The 23,446-nt window shown below is 37.3% G+C and carries 18 protein-coding genes; all 18 read left to right on the top strand.

What is annotated here, in order from left to right:
- The first annotated feature begins 14 nt into the window (after nucleotides 1-14).
- Nucleotides 15-1,079: an ABC transporter substrate-binding protein gene (locus tag HMPREF2810_RS11380; protein ID WP_002357914.1), complete on the top strand. Its 1,065-nt coding sequence runs from the start codon at nucleotides 15-17 to the stop codon at nucleotides 1,077-1,079.
- Complete coding sequence (locus HMPREF2810_RS11375; RefSeq protein ID WP_048942444.1) at nucleotides 1,055-2,839, top strand: adenine deaminase; 1,785 nt, start codon at nucleotides 1,055-1,057, stop codon at nucleotides 2,837-2,839. Before HMPREF2810_RS11380 ends, HMPREF2810_RS11375 begins: the two co-directional genes overlap by 25 nt.
- Nucleotides 2,823-4,151, top strand: a complete 1,329-nt coding sequence (locus HMPREF2810_RS11370) for an amidohydrolase (RefSeq protein ID WP_002382192.1) — start codon at nucleotides 2,823-2,825, stop codon at nucleotides 4,149-4,151. Before HMPREF2810_RS11375 ends, HMPREF2810_RS11370 begins: the two co-directional genes overlap by 17 nt.
- Nucleotides 4,152-4,335: 184 nt before the next feature.
- Entirely contained in the window at nucleotides 4,336-5,226 is an 891-nt protein-coding gene (locus HMPREF2810_RS11365) for a helix-turn-helix domain-containing protein (RefSeq protein WP_002382193.1), read from the top strand.
- 219 nt (nucleotides 5,227-5,445) lie between these two features.
- Nucleotides 5,446-6,381, top strand: a complete 936-nt coding sequence (locus HMPREF2810_RS11360; RefSeq protein WP_010715111.1) for an FAD:protein FMN transferase — start codon at nucleotides 5,446-5,448, stop codon at nucleotides 6,379-6,381.
- Nucleotides 6,382-6,407: 26 nt separating this feature from the next.
- Nucleotides 6,408-7,016 carry an NADPH-dependent FMN reductase gene (locus HMPREF2810_RS11355; RefSeq protein WP_048942443.1) on the top strand — a complete coding sequence of 203 codons (609 nt, stop codon included), beginning with the start codon at nucleotides 6,408-6,410 and terminating at the stop codon, nucleotides 7,014-7,016.
- Between the two features lie 18 nt (nucleotides 7,017-7,034).
- Complete coding sequence (locus HMPREF2810_RS11350) at nucleotides 7,035-8,291, top strand: NADPH-dependent oxidoreductase (protein WP_002382195.1); 1,257 nt, start codon at nucleotides 7,035-7,037, stop codon at nucleotides 8,289-8,291.
- Between the two features lie 411 nt (nucleotides 8,292-8,702).
- Nucleotides 8,703-10,193, top strand: coding sequence for a helix-turn-helix domain-containing protein (locus HMPREF2810_RS11345; RefSeq protein ID WP_002366520.1), 1,491 nt, complete (start codon nucleotides 8,703-8,705; stop codon nucleotides 10,191-10,193).
- Nucleotides 10,144-10,818, top strand: coding sequence for an AP2/ERF family transcription factor (locus HMPREF2810_RS11340; protein ID WP_002382196.1), 675 nt, complete (start codon nucleotides 10,144-10,146; stop codon nucleotides 10,816-10,818). Before HMPREF2810_RS11345 ends, HMPREF2810_RS11340 begins: the two co-directional genes overlap by 50 nt.
- 257 nt (nucleotides 10,819-11,075) lie before the next feature.
- Entirely contained in the window at nucleotides 11,076-11,966 is an 891-nt protein-coding gene (locus HMPREF2810_RS11330; protein ID WP_002382198.1) for a metallophosphoesterase, read from the top strand.
- Between the two features lie 291 nt (nucleotides 11,967-12,257).
- Complete coding sequence (locus HMPREF2810_RS11325) at nucleotides 12,258-13,169, top strand: ABC transporter permease (RefSeq protein ID WP_002382199.1); 912 nt, start codon at nucleotides 12,258-12,260, stop codon at nucleotides 13,167-13,169.
- A 14-nt stretch (nucleotides 13,170-13,183) separates the two neighbouring features.
- Nucleotides 13,184-14,065: a carbohydrate ABC transporter permease gene (locus HMPREF2810_RS11320; RefSeq protein WP_002357901.1), complete on the top strand. Its 882-nt coding sequence runs from the start codon at nucleotides 13,184-13,186 to the stop codon at nucleotides 14,063-14,065.
- Nucleotides 14,066-14,082: 17 nt separating this feature from the next.
- A complete protein-coding gene (locus HMPREF2810_RS11315) occupies nucleotides 14,083-15,681 on the top strand; it encodes an ABC transporter substrate-binding protein (protein ID WP_002357899.1) in 1,599 nt (532 codons plus the stop codon).
- Nucleotides 15,682-15,737: 56 nt separating this feature from the next.
- Nucleotides 15,738-16,331, top strand: a complete 594-nt coding sequence (locus HMPREF2810_RS11310; protein WP_002357898.1) for a DUF624 domain-containing protein — start codon at nucleotides 15,738-15,740, stop codon at nucleotides 16,329-16,331.
- Nucleotides 16,324-17,241 carry an acetylxylan esterase gene (locus tag HMPREF2810_RS11305; protein ID WP_002382200.1) on the top strand — a complete coding sequence of 306 codons (918 nt, stop codon included), beginning with the start codon at nucleotides 16,324-16,326 and terminating at the stop codon, nucleotides 17,239-17,241. Before HMPREF2810_RS11310 ends, HMPREF2810_RS11305 begins: the two co-directional genes overlap by 8 nt.
- Nucleotides 17,222-17,986, top strand: coding sequence for an endonuclease/exonuclease/phosphatase family protein (locus tag HMPREF2810_RS11300; RefSeq protein ID WP_002365532.1), 765 nt, complete (start codon nucleotides 17,222-17,224; stop codon nucleotides 17,984-17,986). The genes HMPREF2810_RS11305 and HMPREF2810_RS11300 overlap by 20 nt, the downstream gene beginning before the upstream one ends.
- 4 nt (nucleotides 17,987-17,990) lie before the next feature.
- Nucleotides 17,991-20,141, top strand: coding sequence for a glycoside hydrolase family 3 N-terminal domain-containing protein (locus HMPREF2810_RS11295; protein WP_010715114.1), 2,151 nt, complete (start codon nucleotides 17,991-17,993; stop codon nucleotides 20,139-20,141).
- A 17-nt stretch (nucleotides 20,142-20,158) separates the two neighbouring features.
- Nucleotides 20,159-23,434, top strand: coding sequence for a GH36-type glycosyl hydrolase domain-containing protein (locus HMPREF2810_RS11290; protein WP_070635610.1), 3,276 nt, complete (start codon nucleotides 20,159-20,161; stop codon nucleotides 23,432-23,434).
- Nucleotides 23,435-23,446: the final 12 nt, after the last annotated feature.

Below are 23,446 nucleotides of genomic sequence, written 5' to 3'. Positions count from 1 at the left end.
AGGAAGATTAAAAAATGAAAAAACGCGTAATTTTAGGGACATTAGTCGCTGCAACGTTATTAATGACTGCTTGTGGAAACAGCGAAGCAACTACGAAAAGCGAGAGCAAAGGTGGAAGTAATGCTTTAGTCGTTTCAACTTTCGGATTAAGTGAAGATATTGTCAAAAAAGACATTATCGCTCCGTTTGAAAAAGAGAATGAAGCGAAAGTTACCTTAGAAGTAGGCAATAGCGCAGACCGCTTTACGAAATTAAAAAATAATCCCAATGCGGGAATTGATGTTATTGAATTAGCACAAGCAAATGCAGCACAAGGTGGAAAAGAAGGGTTATTTGAAAAAATTACAGAAAAAGAAGTACCTAATTTAAGTCAGTTAACGCCGGGAGCAAAAGAGGTTTTTGAAAGTGGTGCTGGCGTACCAATTGCTGTAAACAGTATCGGGATTGTTTACAACAAAGAAAAATTAGGCAAAGAAATTAAGAACTGGGATGACTTATGGTCAGCTGACTTGAAAGGTAAAATTTCTGTTCCAGACGTTGCCACGACAGCAGGTCCTTTAATGTTATACGTTGCTAGTGAACATGCTGGTCAAGATATTACAAAAGATAACGGGAAGGCCGCTTTTGAAGCGATGAAAGAATTAAAACCAAACGTTGTTAAAACGTATTCAAAATCGTCAGACTTAGCTAATATGTTCCAATCTGGTGAAATTGAAGCAGCTGTGGTTGCTGATTTTGCGGTTGATATTATTCAAGGCGCAGCAGAAAACGTGACGTATGTCGTCCCAGAAAGCGGCACGTATGCCAACTATAATACAGTCAATATTCCTAAAAAAGCACAAAACAAAGAAACCGCCTTTAAATTTGTTAACGCACGGATTAGTGAAGAATCACAAAAGGCCAAAGCGATTTCGTTAAATGAAGGACCTACAAATCAACAAGTAACGCTAAGCGAAAAAGAAGCGAAAAATAAAACATATGGTGCCATTGCCGAACGTGCCAAAACAGTCGATTTTAATTTTATTAATAGTCAACTAGCGGATTGGATTGATCAATGGAATCGGACGATGAATCAATAGTTTTAGAAAAGAGGGACAAAATGAACGTCGATGTATTACTAAAAAATGTGTGGCTGTATCAAACAGTCACTCAAACATTCGTTCAACGAAATGTTGCGATTAAAAATGATAAATTTTATTACATTTATGAAGAAGAGAACGTCAATTTGCAGCCCAAAAAAACAATTAATGCCGAGAATCAATGGATGATTCCCGGCTTAATTGATGCACACATGCATATTGAAAGTTCCATGACGACACCTACTATTTTTTCCAAAGCAGTAGTGCGTTACGGTGTGACAACGGTGATTGCCGATGCCCATGAAATGGCTAACGTATTTGGCTTAGAAGGCTTAAAAGCTTTTATGGCCGCTGAAACAGAACTAGATATCTTTCACGCAATTCCTTCCTCGGTTCCTTCGACTACTCCCGAATTAGAAACAACTGGTGGGATTATCGGCTTAGCAGAAGTAGCAGAATTACTCAAAGAGCCAAAAGTGATTTGTTTAGGGGAAGCCATGAATTTTAAAGGGATTTCCTATGAGCCAGATTCTTTAATTCGTCAAATTATCGATTTGTGTCAAAAACAACGACCAACCATGCCTTTAGAAGGTCACTGTCCTAAAATCGAAGATCAAGAGTTAGCAGATTTTCTATATAGTGGTATCACTTCAGATCATACCCATCAATTTCCTAAAACGTTAAAAGAAAAAATTGAAGCGGGCGTCTTTATTCAATTTCAAAATAAATCAATCACTCCTGAAAACATTCAGGTGATAGTAGACAATGACTTCTACAATTATGCAAGTATTATCACGGATGACGTGATGGCTGATGATTTGCTAAAAGGTCATCTAAATGAAAATGTCAAAAAAGCCGTTCAAGCAGGGTTGCCTATCGAAAAAGCCATTTATATGGCAACTTATACGCCGGCCAAACGAATGGGTCTCCATGATCGCGGCGAAATTGCACCTGGTAAAAAAGCTGACTTTTTGTTATTAAATGACTTAGAAAGTTTTGATATTAATACGGTTTATAAATCTGGAAAGGTCGTTTTTGAAAAAGGCGAGCCCTTCCATTATCCAGAAAAAATCGAAGAGTTTCCAGCCGCTTACCAACAAACCATCCAATGTAAAAAGTTAACAGAAGAAGATTTACTTTTAAAGGTGGCTACAACAAAAGAAACAGTTCGTTGTAATGTGACTCAAAAACAAGAGATTGGCACATTTACAGAGCGAATTACAAAAGAAATTCCTGTTGAAAATGGGTTGTTGCAATGGCAAAAAGCCAACTGTGCCTTATTAATTGTGATGGAACGTTACGGAAAAAATGGCAATATTTCTTTTTCTTTAATGGATCAACCCCTTTCCGAGAAAGGAGCCATTGCGACAACCTGGGCCCATGATCATCATAATTTAATGGTGATGGGTAATACGATTGAGGATATTTTATTAGCGCAGAATGAATTATTAGCGATGCAAGGCGGCTATTTGGTTGCTTCGGATCAGCAAGTGATGGCAACTTGTCCTTTACCAATTGGTGGGATTTTATCGCAAGCACCGATTGAACAATTAGGCGCTGCTTTGCAAAAAGTCCGACAAGCTATGCAAGCGTTAGGCTATCAAAATATGAATGAAATCATGTCCTTTTCCACACTATCATTGCCTGTCTCGCCAGCCATTAAAGTGACAGATTTTGGGATGATGGATACGAAGTCACAACGTTTCTATCCATTAGTTTTTCCAGAGGATGGAGTTCTTTTGCATGAAAACACTCATTAAAAATGTGCATATACTAACAATGGATGAGCAATTTTCAGAAATCAAAGCCGGCTATTTAGTGATTGAAGAAGACACAATTGTGGAATTAGCACCAATGACCACACTTGATGAAAAGCGAATGGCTGCAAATCAAGTAATCGATGGTCAAAATGGAATTTTAATGCCTGGGATGATTAACACCCATACCCATGTAGGCATGATTCCATTTCGTTCGTTAGGGGACGATGTGCCAGATCGACTCCGGCGTTTTCTTTTTCCATTAGAACAATTCATGACAAAAGAATTAGTAGGATGCAGTAGTGATTATGCAATTGCTGAAATGTTACTGAGTGGTATTACGAGCTTTTGTGATATGTATTATTTTGAAGATGAAATTGCTAAAAGTTGCGAAAAAATGAGTGTTCGCGCTTTGCTCGGAGAAACGATTATTGACATGCCCACTTGTGATAGTCCGGAACCTTCAGGCGGTCTTTTTTACGCGGAAACCTTTATTCGCAAATGGCAAGGACATCCGTTGATTACGCCTATGCTTGCGCCGCATGCACCGAATACCAACTCACCAGAAGTGTTAGCAAAAATTATTGAACTTAGTCGGCGATACCAAGTTCCTGTGACCATGCACGTTGCTGAAATGACTTATGAAATGGCTGAGTTTGAAAAAGCCTATCAAAAAACACCAATTGCTTTCTTAGAAGAACTGGGTTATTTGAGCGAGCCGTTTATTTTAGCGCATTGTATTTTGGCAACAGATGAAGATCTTGCGAGTTTAGCTGCTACTAATGGAAAAGCGCGTGTCGCTCATTGTATCGGTGCGAATACTAAATCAGCCAAAGGCGTAGCGCCGATTAAGCAAATGCTTGATCAAGGGATTATTGTCGGTTTAGGCACGGATGGACCTAGTAGTGGGAATACATTAGATTTATTCACCCAAATGCGCATGGTTGCGAATTTTCATAAGACAGCACACCAAGATCGCTCCTTGTTTCCTGCAAAAGAAATTGTTTATCTGGCAACGATGGGGGGCGCTAAAACGGTAGGTTTGGCGGAGCAAGTCGGTTCATTGGAAGTGGGCAAAAAAGCGGATATAACATTAATTGAAACGCAATCAGTTAATATGTTTCCGATTTTTGATGCCTATTCAGCGTTGGTTTATTCAGCAAATGCTAGCAATGTTGAAGCCGTTTGGGTGAACGGTCAACAGTTAGTTGCCAATAAAGAATTACAACAAGCTAATCTCAAAGAAATCAAGGAAAAATTATATCAGGCCATGAATACGTTTGTGAAAGAAGCTAAAAAAAGAGCTGCTCTCTAAACAAAGCAAGTAGGACGTATCGGATTGATTAAATAACGCTGAATTGACGTTTAGTGATTCAGGTTCTAATAGAGCGCAGACAAACTTTTAATGAAAGAGTTGTCTGTGTTCTTTTTTGTTATAAACATTTTTCTTTTTCTATATATATTTTTAAGGTAAGTTGTATTATAGTAAGTTTGAGAAGATGAGAATGAGAGGAAAAGCAATGAATATACAACGGTTTATAGAAAAACGCAAAGCACGTGGTTTGTCGCAAAGTGAATTGGCTAAAGGGATTTGTACGCAAGTTACGGTTAGTCGCTTTGAAAAGAATGGTCAAGTCCCAACTTTAAAAATATTGATCCAACTATGTAATCGTTTAGAGCTACCTTTGGGGGAACTATTCCCGCGCGTAGGGATTAAACAACCTGAAATTCTTGAAAAAATGGAAGAAGCAGAATTCTTCTTGATTACCAGCGAACATGACCAATTGCAAACAATTTTAAAAAATATTCCTTTTGATGAAATCAAAGATTCCCAACTGTTATTAGAATATTATTATTTACAAGGCTTTGTCATGATTTTTCAAAATGCTTCGTTGATGGATTGCTTATTTACCTTTGAAAAACTTCTGTTTGAAGAGCAAAAATACACGAGCGATATTTACCGTTTGTTAGCTTTTACTGGAATTGGCATGGCCTATGCCAAAGAAGGCGAAATTGAGAAAGCCGAATTTTATTTCAATAAGGTCTTCAAGGAAATTTATCTCTATACTATTCAATCAATGGAAGATACTTGGCGAGTATTAAATGTTGTCTTTCACTGTGGTGTTTTTTATGCAGAAAAAGGCGATTTAGAAACAAGTGATGCTTTGTTAGAGTATGCGATTTCCATCTGTTCTGATAATCACGTCACGTATTACTTGGCAAGAGCAGCTTTCCAGCTTGCGAAAAATGCCTTAGCTGAAGAAAAGCCGCAAGAGCAAATTTTAGAACTACTACAAGATGCCCGCGCGTATGCAAAAATCAATAAAAATCGCATCTTGTTGGAAGCAATTCAAACATTGAAAGAAACAATTTTATCTAAGAATAATTAGTTTATATAGAAAATTATATATTTATTTTCAAAATATAATAAAAAAAGCGTTTTTTAAAAGAGTTCAAGACACGTTACGACCTTAAATGAAAATTTTAAGGTCGTTATTTTATATAAAAAAATATATAAACGACTTGACTGGCATCAAATAAAGGCGTATGATTCATTTGTGAATAAATGTGAAATAAAACACAATCTTTCGTGGAGAGGAAGTCTTGAGGTGCAACAAAGTCAAACTATTTATTTGATGGGCACAGTAATAGATGTATTTGTAGACCATGAAGAACCTGAAAAAATTCTAGAAGAAGTGCATCAACGATTGATCACTTATGAACAACGCTTTAGTGCAAATGATTCAACTTCGGAACTGATGGCTGTCAATCAACAAGCTGGGAAAAAACCAGTCAGCGTTCATCCAGAGTTGTATCAATTAATTGCATTAGGGAAAAAACATAGTTGTGATCCAGCTAGTCATTTGAATGTTACCATTGGCCCGTTAGTTCAAACGTGGCGAATCGGTTTTAAAGATGCCCGTGTCCCGTCAGAAAAGGAGATAAAAGCCTGTTTGAAAAAAATTAATCCAGAAAAGATTCACTTAAATCCCTTAAAACAAACGGTTTTTTTGGAAGAAGAAGGAATGAAATTAGATCTGGGGGCTTTAGCAAAAGGCTATATCGCTGATTTACTAATTACCTATTTGAAAGAAGTCCATGTGACGTCTGCTTTGATTAATCTGGGCGGCAATATTGTGACGTTGGGGCCCTCTACGCATCAAAACAAAAAATGGCGAATTGGTATTCGCAATCCGCAAGAATCAAGAGAAACAATCAGCTTACTTGTCGAAGTGGCTAATCAATCGGTTGTGACGTCGGGCATTTATGAAAGAAGTTTAACCGAAGCTGGGCGAGTCTATCACCATTTGTTGGATCCGACGACCGGTTACCCATTGGAAACTGAAATGGCCAGCATCACAATTATCTCGGATGCTTCAGTGGATGGTGAGATTTGGACAACGCGTTTATTTGGTTATCCAATTCCAGAAGCGCTTGAAATCCTCAATCAACTAGATGGGATTGAAGGAGTCATCATTACACAAGACCAGCAAATTTTATATAGCAGTGGGTTAGCAGATACTCTTCACATTATCCATTCATAGAACCGAAAAAGAAAGGACAGCTCATTATGAAAAAAATTATCGGCTTAGTAGGAACGAACTCAGAGCAATCAACCAATCGTCAACTTTTGCAATTTATGCAACACTATTTTGCGCAGGAGGCTGACATTGAACTAGTTGAAATTGTTGACTTTCCTATGTTTAACAAGCCAGAAGACAAAGTTTTGCCAGAAATAGTTAAAACGGTTGCTGAAAAAATTGAAGCAGCAGATGGCGTCATTATCAGTACGCCTGAATATGACCATGCGGTGCCGGCTTCTTTGATGAATGCCCTAAGTTGGTTATCTTACGGGATTTTTCCGTTTGTTGATAAACCAGTTATGATTACTGGTGCATCCTATGGCACGTTAGGTTCCTCTAGAGCACAAGCGCATCTGCGTCAAATTTTAGATGCTCCTGAATTGAAAGCACGAATTATGCCAAGCTCTGAATTTCTATTAGCGCATTCCTTACAAGCTTTTGATGAAAACAATGCGTTAAAAGATTCAGAACAAATAGATAAACTAGCTGGTTTGTTTGCAGATTTTTGTGTATTTATTGAAATTACAGAACAGCTGAAATATGCGCATGCGCAAAACAAAAAAGAAGCAGAAAATTTCTCATGGGAAACGATTTAACGAAATGGAGTGAATAAAATGAAATTAATTGGGATCGTCGGATCAAACGCTGATTCTTCTTATAATCGGTTACTGCTGCAATATATTGGCAAAGAGTTTTATAAAATGTTCGACTTGGAAATTTTAGAAATTAAAGATATTCCAATGTTTAATCAAAGTAAGGATCAAACGAACAGTGTCTTGATTCAGAATATGAATCGCAAAATTTTACAAGCAGACGGCGTAATTATTGCGACTCCCGAACATAACCATACCATTCCTGCCGGTTTGAAAAGTGTGTTAGAATGGTTATCTTTCAAAATTCATCCGCTGGAAAATAAACCAGTAATGATTGTTGGTTGCTCTTATTATGATCAAGGAACCTCACGTGCGCAATTACATCTCCGTCAAATTCTTGATGCACCTGGTGTCAATGCGATCGTGATGCCTGGAAACGAGTTTTTATTAGGGAAAGCTAAAGAAGCATTTGATGAAAACGGCAACTTAATTGCGGAGGGAACACGTCAATTTTTAGAAAGCACATTACAAAAATTCGTGGAATTCATTGATGTGATTTCAAAATTAGAAGGGGCTAAGCCAAAAGACTTACCTGAAGATTTACATGCAAAAGGAACCATTGAAACAACGATCGAAGGGGTTGATATGGCAGCAGATGATTGGGTAGAACAAGCAGCAGAAGCGGTTCAGGCTGTGGAAGGCGACACATACGTAAAATTAGATCGAGGCATTTTAACCGTAGATCAGCTAAATTATTTCTTAAAATCAATGCCAATGGAATTGACTTACGCAGACAGTAATAATCAATTTTTATATTACAATAAAAAAATGGCTGCTGAAGAAATGTTTGCTAAACGGCAACCAGGACAAGTTGGTAATCCATTAGCGAATTGCCATCCACCAAAAGCATTGAAAAATGTAGAATGGGTGATTCAACAATTACGGTCAGGAAAAACAGATGCTATTCGCGTTCATGTTCCAATGCACGGACCAGATACCTATGTAGTGCATAACTATCAAGCGATGTATGATGATAATGGAAATTACGCGGGAATTAATGAGTATATTTTAGACTTTAAACCAATTGTTGATTGGTATTTAAAACAAACTGGGCAAGAATTAGTCGGTGGAAAAAACGTCGATGCAGTCAGTGGTGCCTCCAAAAAAGAAGCGCCAGAAACGGCAGATAGTGTCTCAAGTGCATCAGTCCATGAAGAAGAGTCAGCGATCGAAAAGCCAACAGTTGACAGCGTTTCTAGCGCTTCAATTAAAGAGTAAAATAACAGCAAAAAATAGCGGCAACAAGTAGTCATACTGTATTCAGATTAGCAATGCCAAATGAGGACTTTTATTGACAGAAGCTGATACTTAAAAGAGTAAGAACTTTATAGGAAGATAGTATAGAAGACGAACCAAAAGTTTCAATCATTTTTGACGAATAGGCTAGAAAAGAAACAGAAAATTAGTCAAACAAATCAGCTTTTCTTTAAATTTAAAGTAAAAAAATAACAAAAAAAGCCTCCTTGGTGACGCAAGGGGGCTTTTTTTGGTTAAAATAATACTTTTCTATGAAGATTCCTAAATATTGAAAGAATCATTTTTAAATTTGTGGAAAAAATAAGCAAGATTGACACTCACGTCTTGTCAAAAAAATAGATACTTAAGGCGTGATAGTTTGGAGTTGAAAATGTGACTACTTTGTTAGATGAATTATTAGACCAAGAATTCCGAGATAAATTACTTATTTATCAAACTTTTATGAATAGTGAAGGTCCATTATTAAAAGAAGAATTTTATGGATATTTTGATTTATCCACTCAAAAGTTAGAATCGTTGTGCCGTCAAATAAATTATGAATGTACACAGATTTCTTCAAGGAGTCAAATTCTTTTTCCAGCTAAAGGACTGATTAGTGCGCAAAAATTATCGCAAATTGATTATCAAGCCTTAAGAAAATATTATTTTGATCAATCACTAATGGCCAAGTTGCTTCTTGATGTGGGCCTCTATCAAAAGCACACGATTCAAGAATTTTCTCAAATTCATTTTATGAGCAAAAGCAAAATTTATGCCTTCTCGTATAAACTAAATCTGATTTTAGCTAATTGGCGTATTAAATTAAAGTCAACAGGCTTGGTTGGAGAAGAGAAAAATATCCGAAGTTTTTGTTTTCAATGCTTGTATTATTTTTATGGAAGTAATCAAGAAAGGCTGCCTAACATTTTGCTGGAAAATAGTCCTGGCATTAAGCGATTTATAAACGATTTACAACTGATGTATCAAAGAACGTTTAGTCTTAATCAAAGCGCACAACTATTTATTCTTTTAACGATCCAACGTTTTCGTGTGTTTTCTGATCATGTAGTGGACTCTTTTACGGAAGTTCATGTGCCTAGCTGTTTACAGCATGCGTTTGAAAAAATCTATACAAGCGAAACCCCTCTTTTTAAAGAGGATTTTGGCAAAGAGACTTCATATATTTTTCTTTTTTTAAGTTTAAATGAATACATTGATAGTCCGATTGTTTTTCCAGATAAGTTAACCATGTTAGACGAATTTATTGATCATATGAATAGTGTTATTCCTTTCTTTGAAAAGCGAATTACGGTGGAAACAAAAGAAAAATTAAAGTTGATTTGTTATCGCTGGGACCGCCTATACTTTTCAGTGGCTGCATTTATTCCCGCCAAGCAGAGCAGTTTCTTTGAAGAGCGGTTTCCTCAAATTCATCGCGCCTTAGATGGTTTTATACAAAAGACAGAGTCGCTGCATCAAAAACGATTTTTAATGTATGAACGCGTGCATCTATATTATGATTTTATGTTTTGTTTGTTAAATGATCGGTCTTTTTGCGCAATTGAAAAAACGATTCATGTATTTGTTGATTTTTCTGGTGGGGAGGATTATAACCGCTTTATTGCAAAAATTATTGCTTCTTTCAATTATATGGATGTGATGATTGATCACAAATTAACCTTAGAAACCGATTTGTATTTGTCCGATTTTTATAGTTCGAAAGTACGGTGTCGTCAATTGACATGGCGTCATTTGCCGGAAACAAAAGATTGGCAAGTATTTGCTGAGGTGGTCAGAGAACTAAGAAAGGGAGAGACTCAGAAAAATGAGCACTATGGGAGAGACCCAATCGAGATGTGGCGAGAACAAGAATACGAAGGATAGTCAATTGAGACAAGCAGGTAACTATAAAGATTTAACTGGCCAAAAGTTTGGTGAGTTGACAGTAGTAGCACCAACGGCAAAAAGAAAAGAAGGGCTGATTGTTTGGGCCTGTCGCTGTTCTTGTGGGAGCTATACAGAAGCTTCAAGAAGACAACTAATTCGTGGGTATCGAACCAAATGTGCGCACCATCGCTATCAAACAATGTTGAAAAAAAACTATCATGAATTAGTCGTGGTACGGATCGAAAGTATTCAACAGACAATGAAAGCGTATTGTCTGTGTTCGTGCGGACAAGCTTGCTGGGTTCGCTGTGAAAATTTGTTGAATGGCCATACCAAAAGCTGCGGTCATCGTAAAAAGAAGGATTACCGACAAAGAGTTGCTGGTGTAATTCCAGGGAAGTTGCAAAGTAAACGCCCCAAAAATAATAGCAGCGGACACAAAGGAGTGAGCCAGACCGCTTCTGGGAAATGGCTGGCTTATATCTCTTTGAAAGGCAAGCGTCATAACTTAGGTATCTTTACGAAAAAAAGTGAAGCAATTTTAGCAAGAAAATTAGCAGAACGTCGTCTATTTCAACCAATTTTACAACAAGAAATAGTGACTACAAATAAGGAAGTTTAGCAACAGAGAGGATGCGAAAGATGTTAGCAGGCTTATTTTCAGTAACTGGAATGATTTTATTGGGGATTTTATTTTGCTTAATTGGTTATCAAACGTTTCGAAAACATCATCATTAAGAGAAGAATGTTCTAGCTAGATAATTTCATCGACAGATGAAATTATCTAGCTTTTTTTATAAAAAAGCTAAGAAAAGGATAAGAGATTGTGGAAATTCTTTAGGTTGTTTAACAAAGCCTTAATTTCCTTTGTTTTAGATTGTGGTTAAGAAGATTTTTCTCTATACTAAGTCTTCGGAAATCAAAGAAAAGAAAGGAGCGAGTGATGTGGTTAAAAAAATTGGTTTAAGTATAATGCTCTTATTTTTTTTCTTAATTATCGCACTCCCAATCTATGCGTGGAAGATTGAGCCGAATTTAGTTCACGTTAATCAGGTGACTTTGGGAAAGAAAAATCAACGAGAACCATTGAATGTTGTGCAACTTTCGGATATACAAGTTTCAGAATTTTATGAGACGAAGCGGTTAGATAAAGTCATAAAAAAAGTCAATCGTGAAAAACCAGATATTATCGTTTTTACAGGTGATTTATTTGACAATTATGCCAAAAATCCGCAACAAAAAGAACCGATGATTGAAAAATTAAAACAGTTGCAAGCGACAATTGGAAAATATGCAGTTTGGGGAAATCATGATTATGGTGGCGGTGCTTCTGGGGTGTATGATGAAGTCATGGAGGCCAGTGGCTTTACCGTTATGAAAAACCAAGGAGAAACAGTAACCCTAGCAGATGGACGCCGTCTTTTTATTGGTGGTTTAGATGACTCGTTATTAGGAAATCCTTCCGTTTCAGAAACATTATCCTATCGAGAAACGTATGACTATGCGTTATTAATGACCCATGAACCAGATGTCGCGGATGCATTTATTGGTACGGGTACACAGTTAGTTTTAGCAGGACATAGCCATGGCGGACAAATTTGGATTCCTTTTTATCCAATCACAAATGTTTTAGCAGAAAAGTATACCAGAGGATTGTATCAGTTGGACCAAGAAACGCAACTATATGTTAATACAGGCTTAGGAACGACCGCCATTCATGCCCGTTTTGGAGTGATCCCTGAAATTACACATTTTACTATCTATATTTAAAAAGTCTGGTCGGATTGACCAGACTTTTTTCTGTTATTTAACAGAATTATTTTTAAGAAAAAGATGTTCATATTTTGGTGAAACGTTTCTATAAAATGCTTTAAAATATCTATAAAAGAGTATTTTTATGGAAAAAGAAGCAGGGAAAATAATTTCTTTATAAATGGTCTATAGCGCTTTTTAATGCTGTTATTTTTAAATAAAACCATAATGTAAGGGTTTACAACTGTTTGAAGTGAATGTATAATCTGTTTGTAGAAACGTTTCACTAAAAAGAAAGGAACCCTGCTTATGAAAAAACTAAAAAAGTTTTATGATCAGCGGCAATTGCATTGGATGGTACTTCCGGGTGTAGCATTCATGATTGTCTTTAACTACATTCCAATTTATGGAATTATCATTGCTTTTAAAAATTATACGATTGTTGACACGGTTTCTTCTGCACCATGGGTTGGACTTGAAAATTTTCGAATCATTATGGAAGATAGTTTTTTTTGGGAAGCAGTTCGTAATACCTTAGCGATTAGTTTAATGAAACTTTTTTTAGGATTCGCTATTCCGATTATCTTAGCAGTAATGATTTTTGAAATGAGAGATGGACATTTAAAAAAAGTGATTCAGACGATTTCTTATATTCCGCACTTTTTTTCTTGGATCGTTTTAGGCGGGATGTTGATTTCGTGGCTTTCAACAAATGGCTTTATCAACCAAGTCATGATGTCGTTAGGCTTAATGAATCAGGGCGTCAATCATTTGTTAGATCCTGATAAGTATTGGTGGATTGCTGTTCTTTCTGATTTGTGGAAAGAAGTAGGTTGGGGCACGATTCTCTATCTTGCTGGCATGTCTCGCATTGATCCAACGTTTTATGAAGCGGCGAGAATTGATGGTGCTTCCAAATTAACACAAATCCGAACGATTACTTTGCCCTTATTAGCGCCGATTATTTCGTTGAACTTAATTCTAAATGTTAGTGGTTTATTGGGATCGAACTTAGATCAAACGTTGGTTTTAATGAATGCTCAAAACCAAAACAAATCAGAAGTAATTAATTCATTTGTTTATCGTATGGGGCTAACGCAAGGGGACTTTTCTTATGCGACGGCAGTTGGTTTAGGGATTTCCGTTATTTCAATTGTTTTATTAGTCATTACAGATCGCATTACTAGAAAAATGAACAATGGTCGGTCGGTTATTTTATAAAGGAGGCAACAGCTGTGATTAAAAGAAAATCAAAAGAAAACAAATGGTTTTACTTTTTCAATACGTTAATTCTTGTGTTGTTTTCTTTATTAATTATCGTGCCAATTTGGAATATTTTAGTTTCCTCAGTTTCGTCAAGTTCGGGTTTAGCCGGTAAAGGCTTGGTTTTATGGCCGAAAGGATTTACGCTAGAAAATTATCGGAAAGTTTTTTCGGATAGTAGCATTCCGCGAGCGTTTTTGATTTCTGTTTTAAAAACAGTCATCGGTGCGTCGACGCATACGCTGTTCTGTGCAATTGTCGCCTATGGACTTAGTAAATCTAGACTAGTCGGGCGTAACATTTATACAACGATGGGTGTTATTACAATGTACTTTGGTGGGGGCATGATTCCCACGTATCTTTTGATTAAGTCATTAGGACTCTTAGATACCTTCTGGGTATATATCATTCCAGCTTTATTTAGCTATTATGATGTAGTTATCTTAATGAACTTTTTCCGAGAAATTCCACCATCTTTAGAAGAATCCGCCAAAATAGACGGCGCCAGTGAGTTTCAAATTTTTTATAAAATCTTTTTACCTTTAACAAAACCGGCATTAGCCACCATTATTTTATTTAATGGGGTTGGTCAATGGAATGACTTTATGACCACGAAATTATATATTACCAAAGAATATCTGTATCCATTGCAGATGAAAATTTATGAAATTATTGTTCAATCAAACTTGAGTACCATGACAGAGAGCGGCAGTACAGATATGGTGGTGCAGGCAACGACACGTGGTGTTCAGCTGGCAACAATTGTCATTACAACGATACCAATTTTAATCATTTATCCATTACTACAAAAACACTTTATCGGCGGTATGATGGCCGGTGCAGTAAAAGAATAAAGAAAGTAGGGAACAATATGAAAAAAGTTTTAGGCGGTTTATTGGTGGCAACGGCGGTCGTTAGTTTAGCGGCATGTAGCGGTGGGGAAAAGAAAGCTAGCTCAGATGTCTCAATTAAGGATCGGTATGAATTAGATGAAAAGACGCCTGCTTGGAAGTTAGATAAGAAGAAAGAACCGACCAAGATTAAATGGTATATTAACTCAGATTGGACGGCATTGCCTTTTGGAAAAGATGTGACCACTGCGCAGATTAAAAAAGATTTAAATGTGGATATTGAATTTATTTCCGGCGATGATTCAAAATTAAATGCCATGATTTCAAGTGGAGATATGCCTGATATCGTGACATTAACTGAAAAAACTGGACAAGCAGCATTGAAAGCAGATTCTTGGGCCTATTCTTTAAACGATTTAGCTAAAAAATATGACCCCTATTTAATGAAAGTTGTTAACCAAGATACGTTTAAATGGTATGCCTTAGAGGATGGAAAAACATATGGTTACCCTAATTACTCTAATACAAAAGCGGATTATGAAAGTGGAAATATCCCAGTAAATGATAATTTTGTTATTCGTGAAGATGTCTATAATGCATTAGGCAAGCCAGACGTTTCAACACCAGAAAATTTTGAAAAAGTCATGCAACAGATTAAAGAAAAATATCCTGAGATGACCCCAATGGGCTTCACCACAGTGGGCGATGGTGCAGGACCATTTTTAGACAAATTACAAGACTTCTTAGGTGTTCCTTTAGAGGATAAAAATGGGAAATACTATGATCGAAATTTAGATAAAGAATACTTAGAATGGTTAAAAACATTTAATGATGTTTACCGAGCAGGCAATATTAGTGATGATAGCTTCACAGATGATGGAGCGACGTTTGATGAAAAAGTGAAACAAGGAAATTATGCAACCATGCTCGTTGCTGGAACCAGTGGTCAAGGTGGGAACTTTACAGAATTTATGAAAAAATCTGGCACACGTTATATAGCCATTGATGGACCAAGTAGTACTTCTGGCCGAAAACCAACATTAAATCAAACCGGCATTTCAGGTTGGTTAAGTAATTACATTACGAAAGATGCGAAAGATCCAGCGAAAGTCACTCAACTATTCACATATTTAATTGATGAACCAGGACAAATTTTAACAAAATATGGCGTTGAAGGAGTTACTTATGCGTACAATGATCAAGGGAAAATTGATTATTTACCAGAAGTGAAAAAATTAGAACAAACAGACAATGATGCCTATAACAAAAAATATGGCATTAGTCGTTTCCTATACTTTAACAACGACCGTGTCAATAAACTAAAAGTGCCAATGGAAAGTGCTTTAACGCAAATGCAAGAATGGGGCAAAGGAAAATTAGTCCCACATTTCGTAATTGAAAATATTAATCCAGATGCAGGAACGCCGGAAGCTCGTGCGAATGAAGCGATTGAAACCAAACTAAATACAACCGTTATTTCAATGATTCGTGCGAAAGATGATAAAGCCTTTGACAAATCTTTAGAAGACTACAAAGCATTCTTAAAATCAAATAAATGGGATGCAATTGAAAAAATAAAATCTGAGAAAATGGCGGAAAACAGAGACAAACTTAAGTAAGAGAGGAGGAGAGAAAAGCGGATAAAGCAACGAGAAATCCGCTTTTCTCTTTTAATATGAATAAGCTATTTGCATATGAAGGTTGGTATTATCGGATTTTTTCTTTTATTGCCAACTTGATCATTATTAATTTTCTCTTTTTAATTACCTGTATAACAGGCATCTTTAGCGGTGTCGGCTTAATTGCGTTGTATCGAACGATCTATCGTTTGTATCGTGAAAAAGATATTCCTGTTTTGCGAACGTTTTGGACAGCATTAAAAAATAACATCATGCGAGGTTTTATTTTAACAGGTGTCTTGTTCGTTGCTTTTTTACTGGGCGGTATTGTCGTAACAAGTTTATTTAAAATAGCCACTAGTTTAGGTTTCTTAGCTATTTTTCTATTAAGTTTTGTTGCATTATTTTTGACGAGTTTTCTTTTTCTCTTTTCCGTTTTTAATTGGTCCGTTAAAAAGACACTAGGTGAGACGGTTTATGTGGTCTTAAGTAATAGTGCAAATGCGATTATTTTGTTTATTTTACCTCTTTTAACGTTTGTTTTTTTCTATAAGCTTAATTTGTTTTTATATATTGCGTTAGGATTCGGGACAACGGCTTTTCTTCAAGTTGCGTTTTTTCAGAAAGTGTTAGGTGTGGAACATGAATGAGTATTTTGAGTTTTGGCAAAAGACCAAGGAAGAACTTCAAAAAATACCGCTAGATATCCATCGGCGGGTCATTGACTATCCATTGGAAAATGTTCAAGTGGAACAGGTCGACTTTTTAAGTTTCCTAGGTGAGCGCATCTTTGGCTATTTGTTACTTCCTAAAACGGCGGGGAAACAGCCAATAGTGATTGACTGTTTAGGCTATATGAATCATATTCAAGAACCTTGGCAATTTGCTCATTGGACACAAATTGGTTGTGCTTGTTTTGTCATTGATAATCGAGGTCAAGGGGGATTAACCAAAGATCGCGTGCCATATCAAACAATTTGGCATGAAGCACCAATGGGACGAGGATTTCTAGACAAAGAAGATTGGTACCAACGCCGCTTGTTTGCCGACCATTTACGTAGCGTAGAAGTGGTGCGTACCTTTACTGAAATTAATCAGGACCAAATCATTCTTCGTGGTGGTTCCCAAGGGGGTGGCGTAGTGTTAATGGTGAACAGTTTAGTCGACTTCCCGATTTTAGCTACTTTTGCAGATGTTCCAAGTCATTCTTGTTTAGAAAATCGAGTAGCAGAAGGAACGGGGTCGTATCAAATTATTCATCAGTACTTACAAGAGCATCCTCAAGCGCATGAAAAAATTGCCGCGGTTCTTCCTTATTTTGATAGTCGTCACTTTGTTTCGCAAATTAAAAATCCAGTCTTTGCTTCTGTTGGGAGTCACGATCCGATATGTCCAATGAAAGATTTTTTCCCTTCTTATCATCAGATAAAGGCAAGAAAAGCAGTCAGAGTGTATTGGAAAAAAGGCCATGGTGGCGGTGAAACAACCCAGATCCGTCGAGAGATGCGTCAAATTCAACAACTATTGCAGGAGGTTAAAAATGAAAATAGCTACGTATAATGTCCGGGTAGATACAGAGTATGACCAAGATTGGCAATGGTCTTTTCGTAAAGAGGCTGTTTGTCAGTTAATCAATTTTCATGATTGGAGCCTTTGTTGTATTCAAGAAGTACGACCGAATCAAGTCAGGGATTTAAAGGCGTATACAACATTCACCTGTCTTTCTGCGGAAAGAGAAGGGGATGGTCAAGGAGAAGGACTAGCGATTCTCTATAACGAACAAAAAGTTCAGGCTATTGATACAGGGTATTTTTGGTTATCTGAAACACCTCAGCAGCCAAGTATCCATCCTGAAGCTGGCTGTCCAAGAATTGCTTTGTGGGGACTATTTAAGGAAACGACTCAAAATACGCCTTTTTTAGTCATCAATGTTCATTTGGATCATATTTCAGCTCATGCTCGTTTAGCAGGAATGACCGTTATCTTAGAGGAGTTACATGACAAAATTGCACAGTATCCAACTTTATTAATGGGCGATTTTAATGCAGAGTCGGGGGAAGAGGTTCATCAACTTGTTCAAAAAAAATTTCAAGATAGCAAAAATTTAGCTACTCATTATGGACCAAGAGGAACATTTCAAAATTTTACTTATACAAAACCTTGGGCGGAATTAGAAGAAATTGATTATATTTATGTAAAAGGTTGGCAAGTACAGCAAACCGCAAGTTTAACAGATAGTATCGATGGACGTTTTCCCTCCGACCATTTTCCTTTAGAAGCAGAAGTATGTATTGAAGAAAGGTGAGAGTATGAAAGAAAATCAACTGATTCAATTAGTCGAAGAAATGACAATTGATGAGAAAATTAATCAATTATTACAATTAGCAGCAGCGTTTTATTCAGATAAAGCAGAAGAAAAGACCGGCCCTATGTCAGAGCTAGGACTAAGTCAAGAAACGATTGATACGGCGGGGACAACATTGGGTGTTTCTGGTGCAAATGAAGCAAAACGTGTTCAAAAAGAATATATGCAAAATCATCGATTAAATATTCCAACACTTTTAATGGCGGATATTATTCATGGTTTCAGAACCATCTTTCCGATTCCTTTGGCTTTAGGAAGCACTTGGGATGAAGCAGCGGTTGAAAAAATGGCGGAGATTTCAGCAAAAGAAGCTGCTGTTTCAGGATTACATGTAACCTTTTCACCAATGGTTGATTTAGTGCGCGATCCACGTTGGGGACGTGTCATGGAGTCAACAGGTGAAGATCCATTACTCAACAGTCGCTTAGCTGCTGCAATGGTTAGAGGTTACCAAGGAGAAAATTTAAAAGAGGACAATTGGCGAGTAGCCGCGTGCGTGAAGCACTTTGCGGCATATGGTGGTGCCTTAGCTGGTCGGGATTATAATACGGTAGATATGTCTGAACGGCAGCTAAGAGAAATGTATTTACCTGGCTATAAAGCTGGATTAGATGCGGGTGCAAAACTTGTCATGACGTCCTTCAATACAGTGGATGGGATTCCTGCTACAGGCAACCAATGGCTGTTTAGAGACGTATTACGAAATGAATTTGGCTTTGAAGGAGTTGTGATTTCAGACTGGGGAGCGATTAAAGAATTAATTCCTCATGGTGTTGCCAAAGATGAAAAACAGGCAGCAGAATTGGCTATCAAAGCTGGTGTAGATATTGAAATGATGACCACGTGTTATCCAGATTATTTAAAAGAATTACTTGAAGAAGGCCGGATTGCTGAAACACTTATTGATGAAGCAGTTATGCGAATTTTAAAACTAAAAAATGAGCTAGGCTTATTTGAAAATCCCTATCGTGGTGCGGATGAACAAGCGGAAGCAGAAGTGATTTTAAGCAAAGAACATCGAGAAATAGCTAAAAAGATTGCTCAAAAATCAATGGTTCTTTTAAAAAATGAAAATATTTTGCCTTTTACACCGCAAGAAAAAATCGCGCTTGTCGGCCCAGGGGCCCAATCACAAGATATTTTAGGGGCTTGGTCATGGCAAGGAAAGAAAGAAGAAGCCATTTCCCTCATGGCTGGGGCCAAAAAATTAACCACAAATCTCCTAGTTGCCCAAGAACCCTTTGATTACTTTGAACCGACCGCGGCGGCCATTGAAGAGGCTTTAACGTTAGCTAGTCAAGCAGATAAAGTAGTAGTGGCACTAGGCGAAACAGATTGGATGAGTGGGGAAGCTGCCAGTCGCAGTGATATTCGTCTACCCGAAAAACAATTAGCAGTAGTGGCACAAATTATTGAGAAAAATCCCAATGTTGTTGTCACGGTCTACAGTGGCCGGCCCTTAGATTTACAAGGGATAGATGTTGCAAAAGGAATTGTGCAAGCTTGGCAACCTGGAACAGAAGGGGGCAATGCGCTAGCAGAAATTTTGTGGGGACAGTACAATCCAAGTGGTCGTTTAAGTATGTCGTTTCCAGAAACGGTTGGTCAAGTGCCAATTTTTTACAATGTCGACAATACGGGGCGTCCTTATGAGTCAGCACCAGAAGAAAAATATGTTTCTAAATATTTAGATGTCTCTAATTACGCTAAATATCCCTTTGGATTTGGCTTAAGTTATAGTCATTTCTCTTATCAACCAATTCAACTAAGTGCATTAACATTTACCAAAGAACAACCAATCACGGTCTCTGTTTTAGTAAGAAATGACAGTCCAATCGCTGGAGAGGAAACCGTGCAATTTTATGTACGTGATTTGGTGGGACAAGTGGTTCGCCCAATTAAAGAGTTAAAAGATTTCCAAAAAGTTTGGCTGGAACCAAAGGAAGAAAAAGAAGTTCAGTTTCTTCTTTCAGAGGATATGGTGCGCTATGTTCATTCAGACAATCAGGTAACCAGTGATGCAGGTGAATTTATCGTAATGATTGGTGGAAATAGTCGCGATGTACAAACCGCAACAGTCACGTTAAATGAATAAGATGGGAAGGATAAGTTATGCAGATAAAGAAGCTTAAGCAAGCAGACACAGTCGCTACATTTCTAGAGACAGGTGATTTAAAAGAATTGAACAGCTGTGGCATGATGATTAATCAATTAGAAGGCAATCCTTTAGACGGCAGTATGAATCAACTCTATTTGCGGATAATTACAGGTGACACAATTAATTATCGACCAATGATTGGTTCCAACAGTCAAAGTGATTTTTATCTTTCAGATAACCAATTGACATGGCGGGGTGAATTTGAAGCGGTTCGTTACCAAGTTGACTTTCGTTTGGGGCCAAGCAATCAATGGTTCTGGCGGGTTAATGTCACTGGAACTGGCTTAGTAGATATTGTTTATGGTCAAGATATTGGCTTAGCGACAAAAGGAGCCGTTCAGTCAAATGAAGCGTATGTGTCGCAGTATCTTGATCATCACATTTGGCAAGAGGGCGAAGAGCTTGTTGTTTTATCAAGACAAAATCAACCGCAAAATGAGAAGTTTCCAGCCCTTATTCAAGGGAGTTTTCAAAAATTAGTAGGCTACTCAACGGACGGCTATCAATTTTTCGGACGTTCATTTAAACATACAAACACACCAGAAGCATTGGGGAAAAGATATTTAGCAAATGAAGTCTATCAATATGAATTTGCTTACACCGCTTTACAAACGGAAGCCGTCCAATTAACGAATGAAAGTAAGGAATTTGTTTTTTATGGTGCGGTAACAGAAACACATCCGCAAGCATTAGCTGAACCTTTTTTATCGAAAGAAGACTTACAAGCTATTTATGAAACTGTGACATTCGATTCATTAGAAGAAACACAGGACTTTCCTCCGAAACTTTTAGGAGAACCTATCACAGGAAATCCATTAACAGAAGAAGAGTTGGCCGCACTTTATCCCATTCAGACACAAATTGAAAAAGTAGCAGGTCAGACGTATTCCTTTTTCACGGAAAATTACCATCACGTTGTTCTTCAAGAAAAAGAAATTGCCATGGAAAGAGCACATGGCCACATTTTATTAAGTGGTAAAGGCTTAACGGTTGACGAACCTTTGCTCAGTACGACAGTGTATATGTATGGCATTTTCAATTCACAAGTAGTTTTAGGAAATACGACCATGAACAAATTAATGAGTAATAGCCGAAACGCTTTAAACGTTATGAAACGCTCTGGTCAACGAATCTACATTTTAGAGAATGGCTTATGGCGCTTACTAACAATGCCTTCTGCTTTTGAAATGGGGTTGAACTCTGCTACGTGGTATTATAAGTTGCCAAAGGATACAATTCGAGTACGCACCTTCACTTCGCCTGATTCAAGAGTGATTCAATTGGAAGTGACCAGTCAAAAGGATGCATATATGTGGGCTGTTTCTAACCATTTGTTATTAGGACCTGAAGAAGTCCTAACCTATCAATTAGAACAAACTGGCAAAACACTTCGAGTGACGGGAAATCATTCTGCTACAGAAAATTATTACCCAGAACTAACCTATGCATTGACAGTTGATAAATCATTTCAAGTAACCGATAGCACATTATTTGGTGGAGCTGAAGCAGACTTATTAGTCTTGGCAATCGAAAAGACCCAAAAATTTTCACTACTTATTACGGGCAGTATAGAGGACCAATCATTAGTCAATTCACCATTAGATTTTGAAAAAGCAGAAAGTCAATATTTGGCATTCATTAATGGCTTGTTGCATCATTTTGAGTTAACACACACAGACTCAAGTGTGCAGCAAATGAATCAATTAACTCGTTGGTATACTCATAATATGCTCGTTCATTATTTGTCGCCACATGGCTTAGAACAATATGGTGGAGCAGCTTGGGGCACACGAGATGTGTCGCAAGGACCGACAGAATTTTTCTTTGCGACGCAACAGCCTAAGATCGTGGCCTCCATTATTCAGCATCTATTTGAAAATCAATTTGAGGACGACGGCAACTGGCCGCAATGGTTTATGTTTGACCGATACGAAGAACAAAAAGCCAGTGAAAGCCATGGCGATATTATCGTCTGGCCATTGAAAGTAGTGACTGATTATTTGGAACAAACCGCAGATTATTCAATCTTAGCTACGGAAATCCCTTATACAAGTCGCAAAGATAATCACAAAACAAAAGAAACAGCATCTTTATTTGAACATTTGAAAAAAGAAATAAATTATATTGAACAACATTTTTTACCAGAAACTTTTCTATCCTGTTATGGTGACGGCGATTGGGATGACACGTTACAACCTTACGATAATCGTCTTAAAGAGCAAATGGCTAGTAGTTGGACCGTTGCCTTAACGTATCAAGTGTTGAAAAAATTTGCGGCTTTAATTACGGAAATTGATGCTACTTATAGTCAGCACTTAACAATTTTAGTCGCAGGAATAAAGAACGATTTTCAAAAATATATGTTGGCGGATGAAACGATTCCAGGGTTTATTTATATGGAAACGCCAGAAACTTTTGAACAAATGATTCACCCAAATGACCAAAAAACAGGGATTCAATATCGATTATTGCCAATGACTCGTAGTATGTTAGCTGAATTATTAACACCGGAACAAGTAAGTCATCATTTAGAAATTATTGAAAAAGAATTAACGTTTCCTGATGGCGTGCGCTTAATGAACAAACCAGCGAACTATCGAGGCGGTGTGAGCACTAATTTTAAACGAGCAGAACAGGCGGCTAATTTTGGTCGCGAAATTGGTTTACAGTATGTTCATGCGCACATTCGCTATACAGAAGCGATGGCGAAAATTGGTCAGCGAGACAAAACCTGGCAAGCATTAATGCAAATCAATCCAGTTCAATTAAAAGAAGTGGTTCACAATGCAGAGTTACGTCAAGCCAATGCCTATTTTAGTAGTTCCGATGGCGATTTTAAAACAAGGTATGAATCACAAGAAAATTTTGGTAAACTAAAAGATGGAAGTATTGGGGTAAAAGGTGGCTGGCGAATTTATTCAAGCGGGCCGGGAATTTATTTAAATCAATTAATTACAGCTGTTTTAGGGATTCGGCAAAAGGCACAAAGCGTGGTTTTTGATCCCATGTTACCAGAAAAATTGTCTGGTTTAACACTAACTTACCAATTGTTTGATAAACCTGTCACATATAAATTTTATCCAAATCAGTCAGCGAAAATAGTTATCGATGGTCAAGAAGTTCCGTTTAAGTTTGAAGAAAACCCTTATCGAGAAGGGGGAATGGAAGTTCAAAAAGACGAGGTGCTTTCATTATTAAATGAAGCAAGTGTTATTGAAATTTACCATTAGAAAGGAGAGTAG

Origin of the sequence: Enterococcus sp. HMSC078F03 (assembly GCF_001811595.1) — a bacterium.
In the GTDB taxonomy this organism is placed as follows: domain Bacteria; phylum Bacillota; class Bacilli; order Lactobacillales; family Enterococcaceae; genus Enterococcus; species Enterococcus faecalis.
This window is presented reverse-complemented; position numbering and strand designations above follow the sequence as displayed.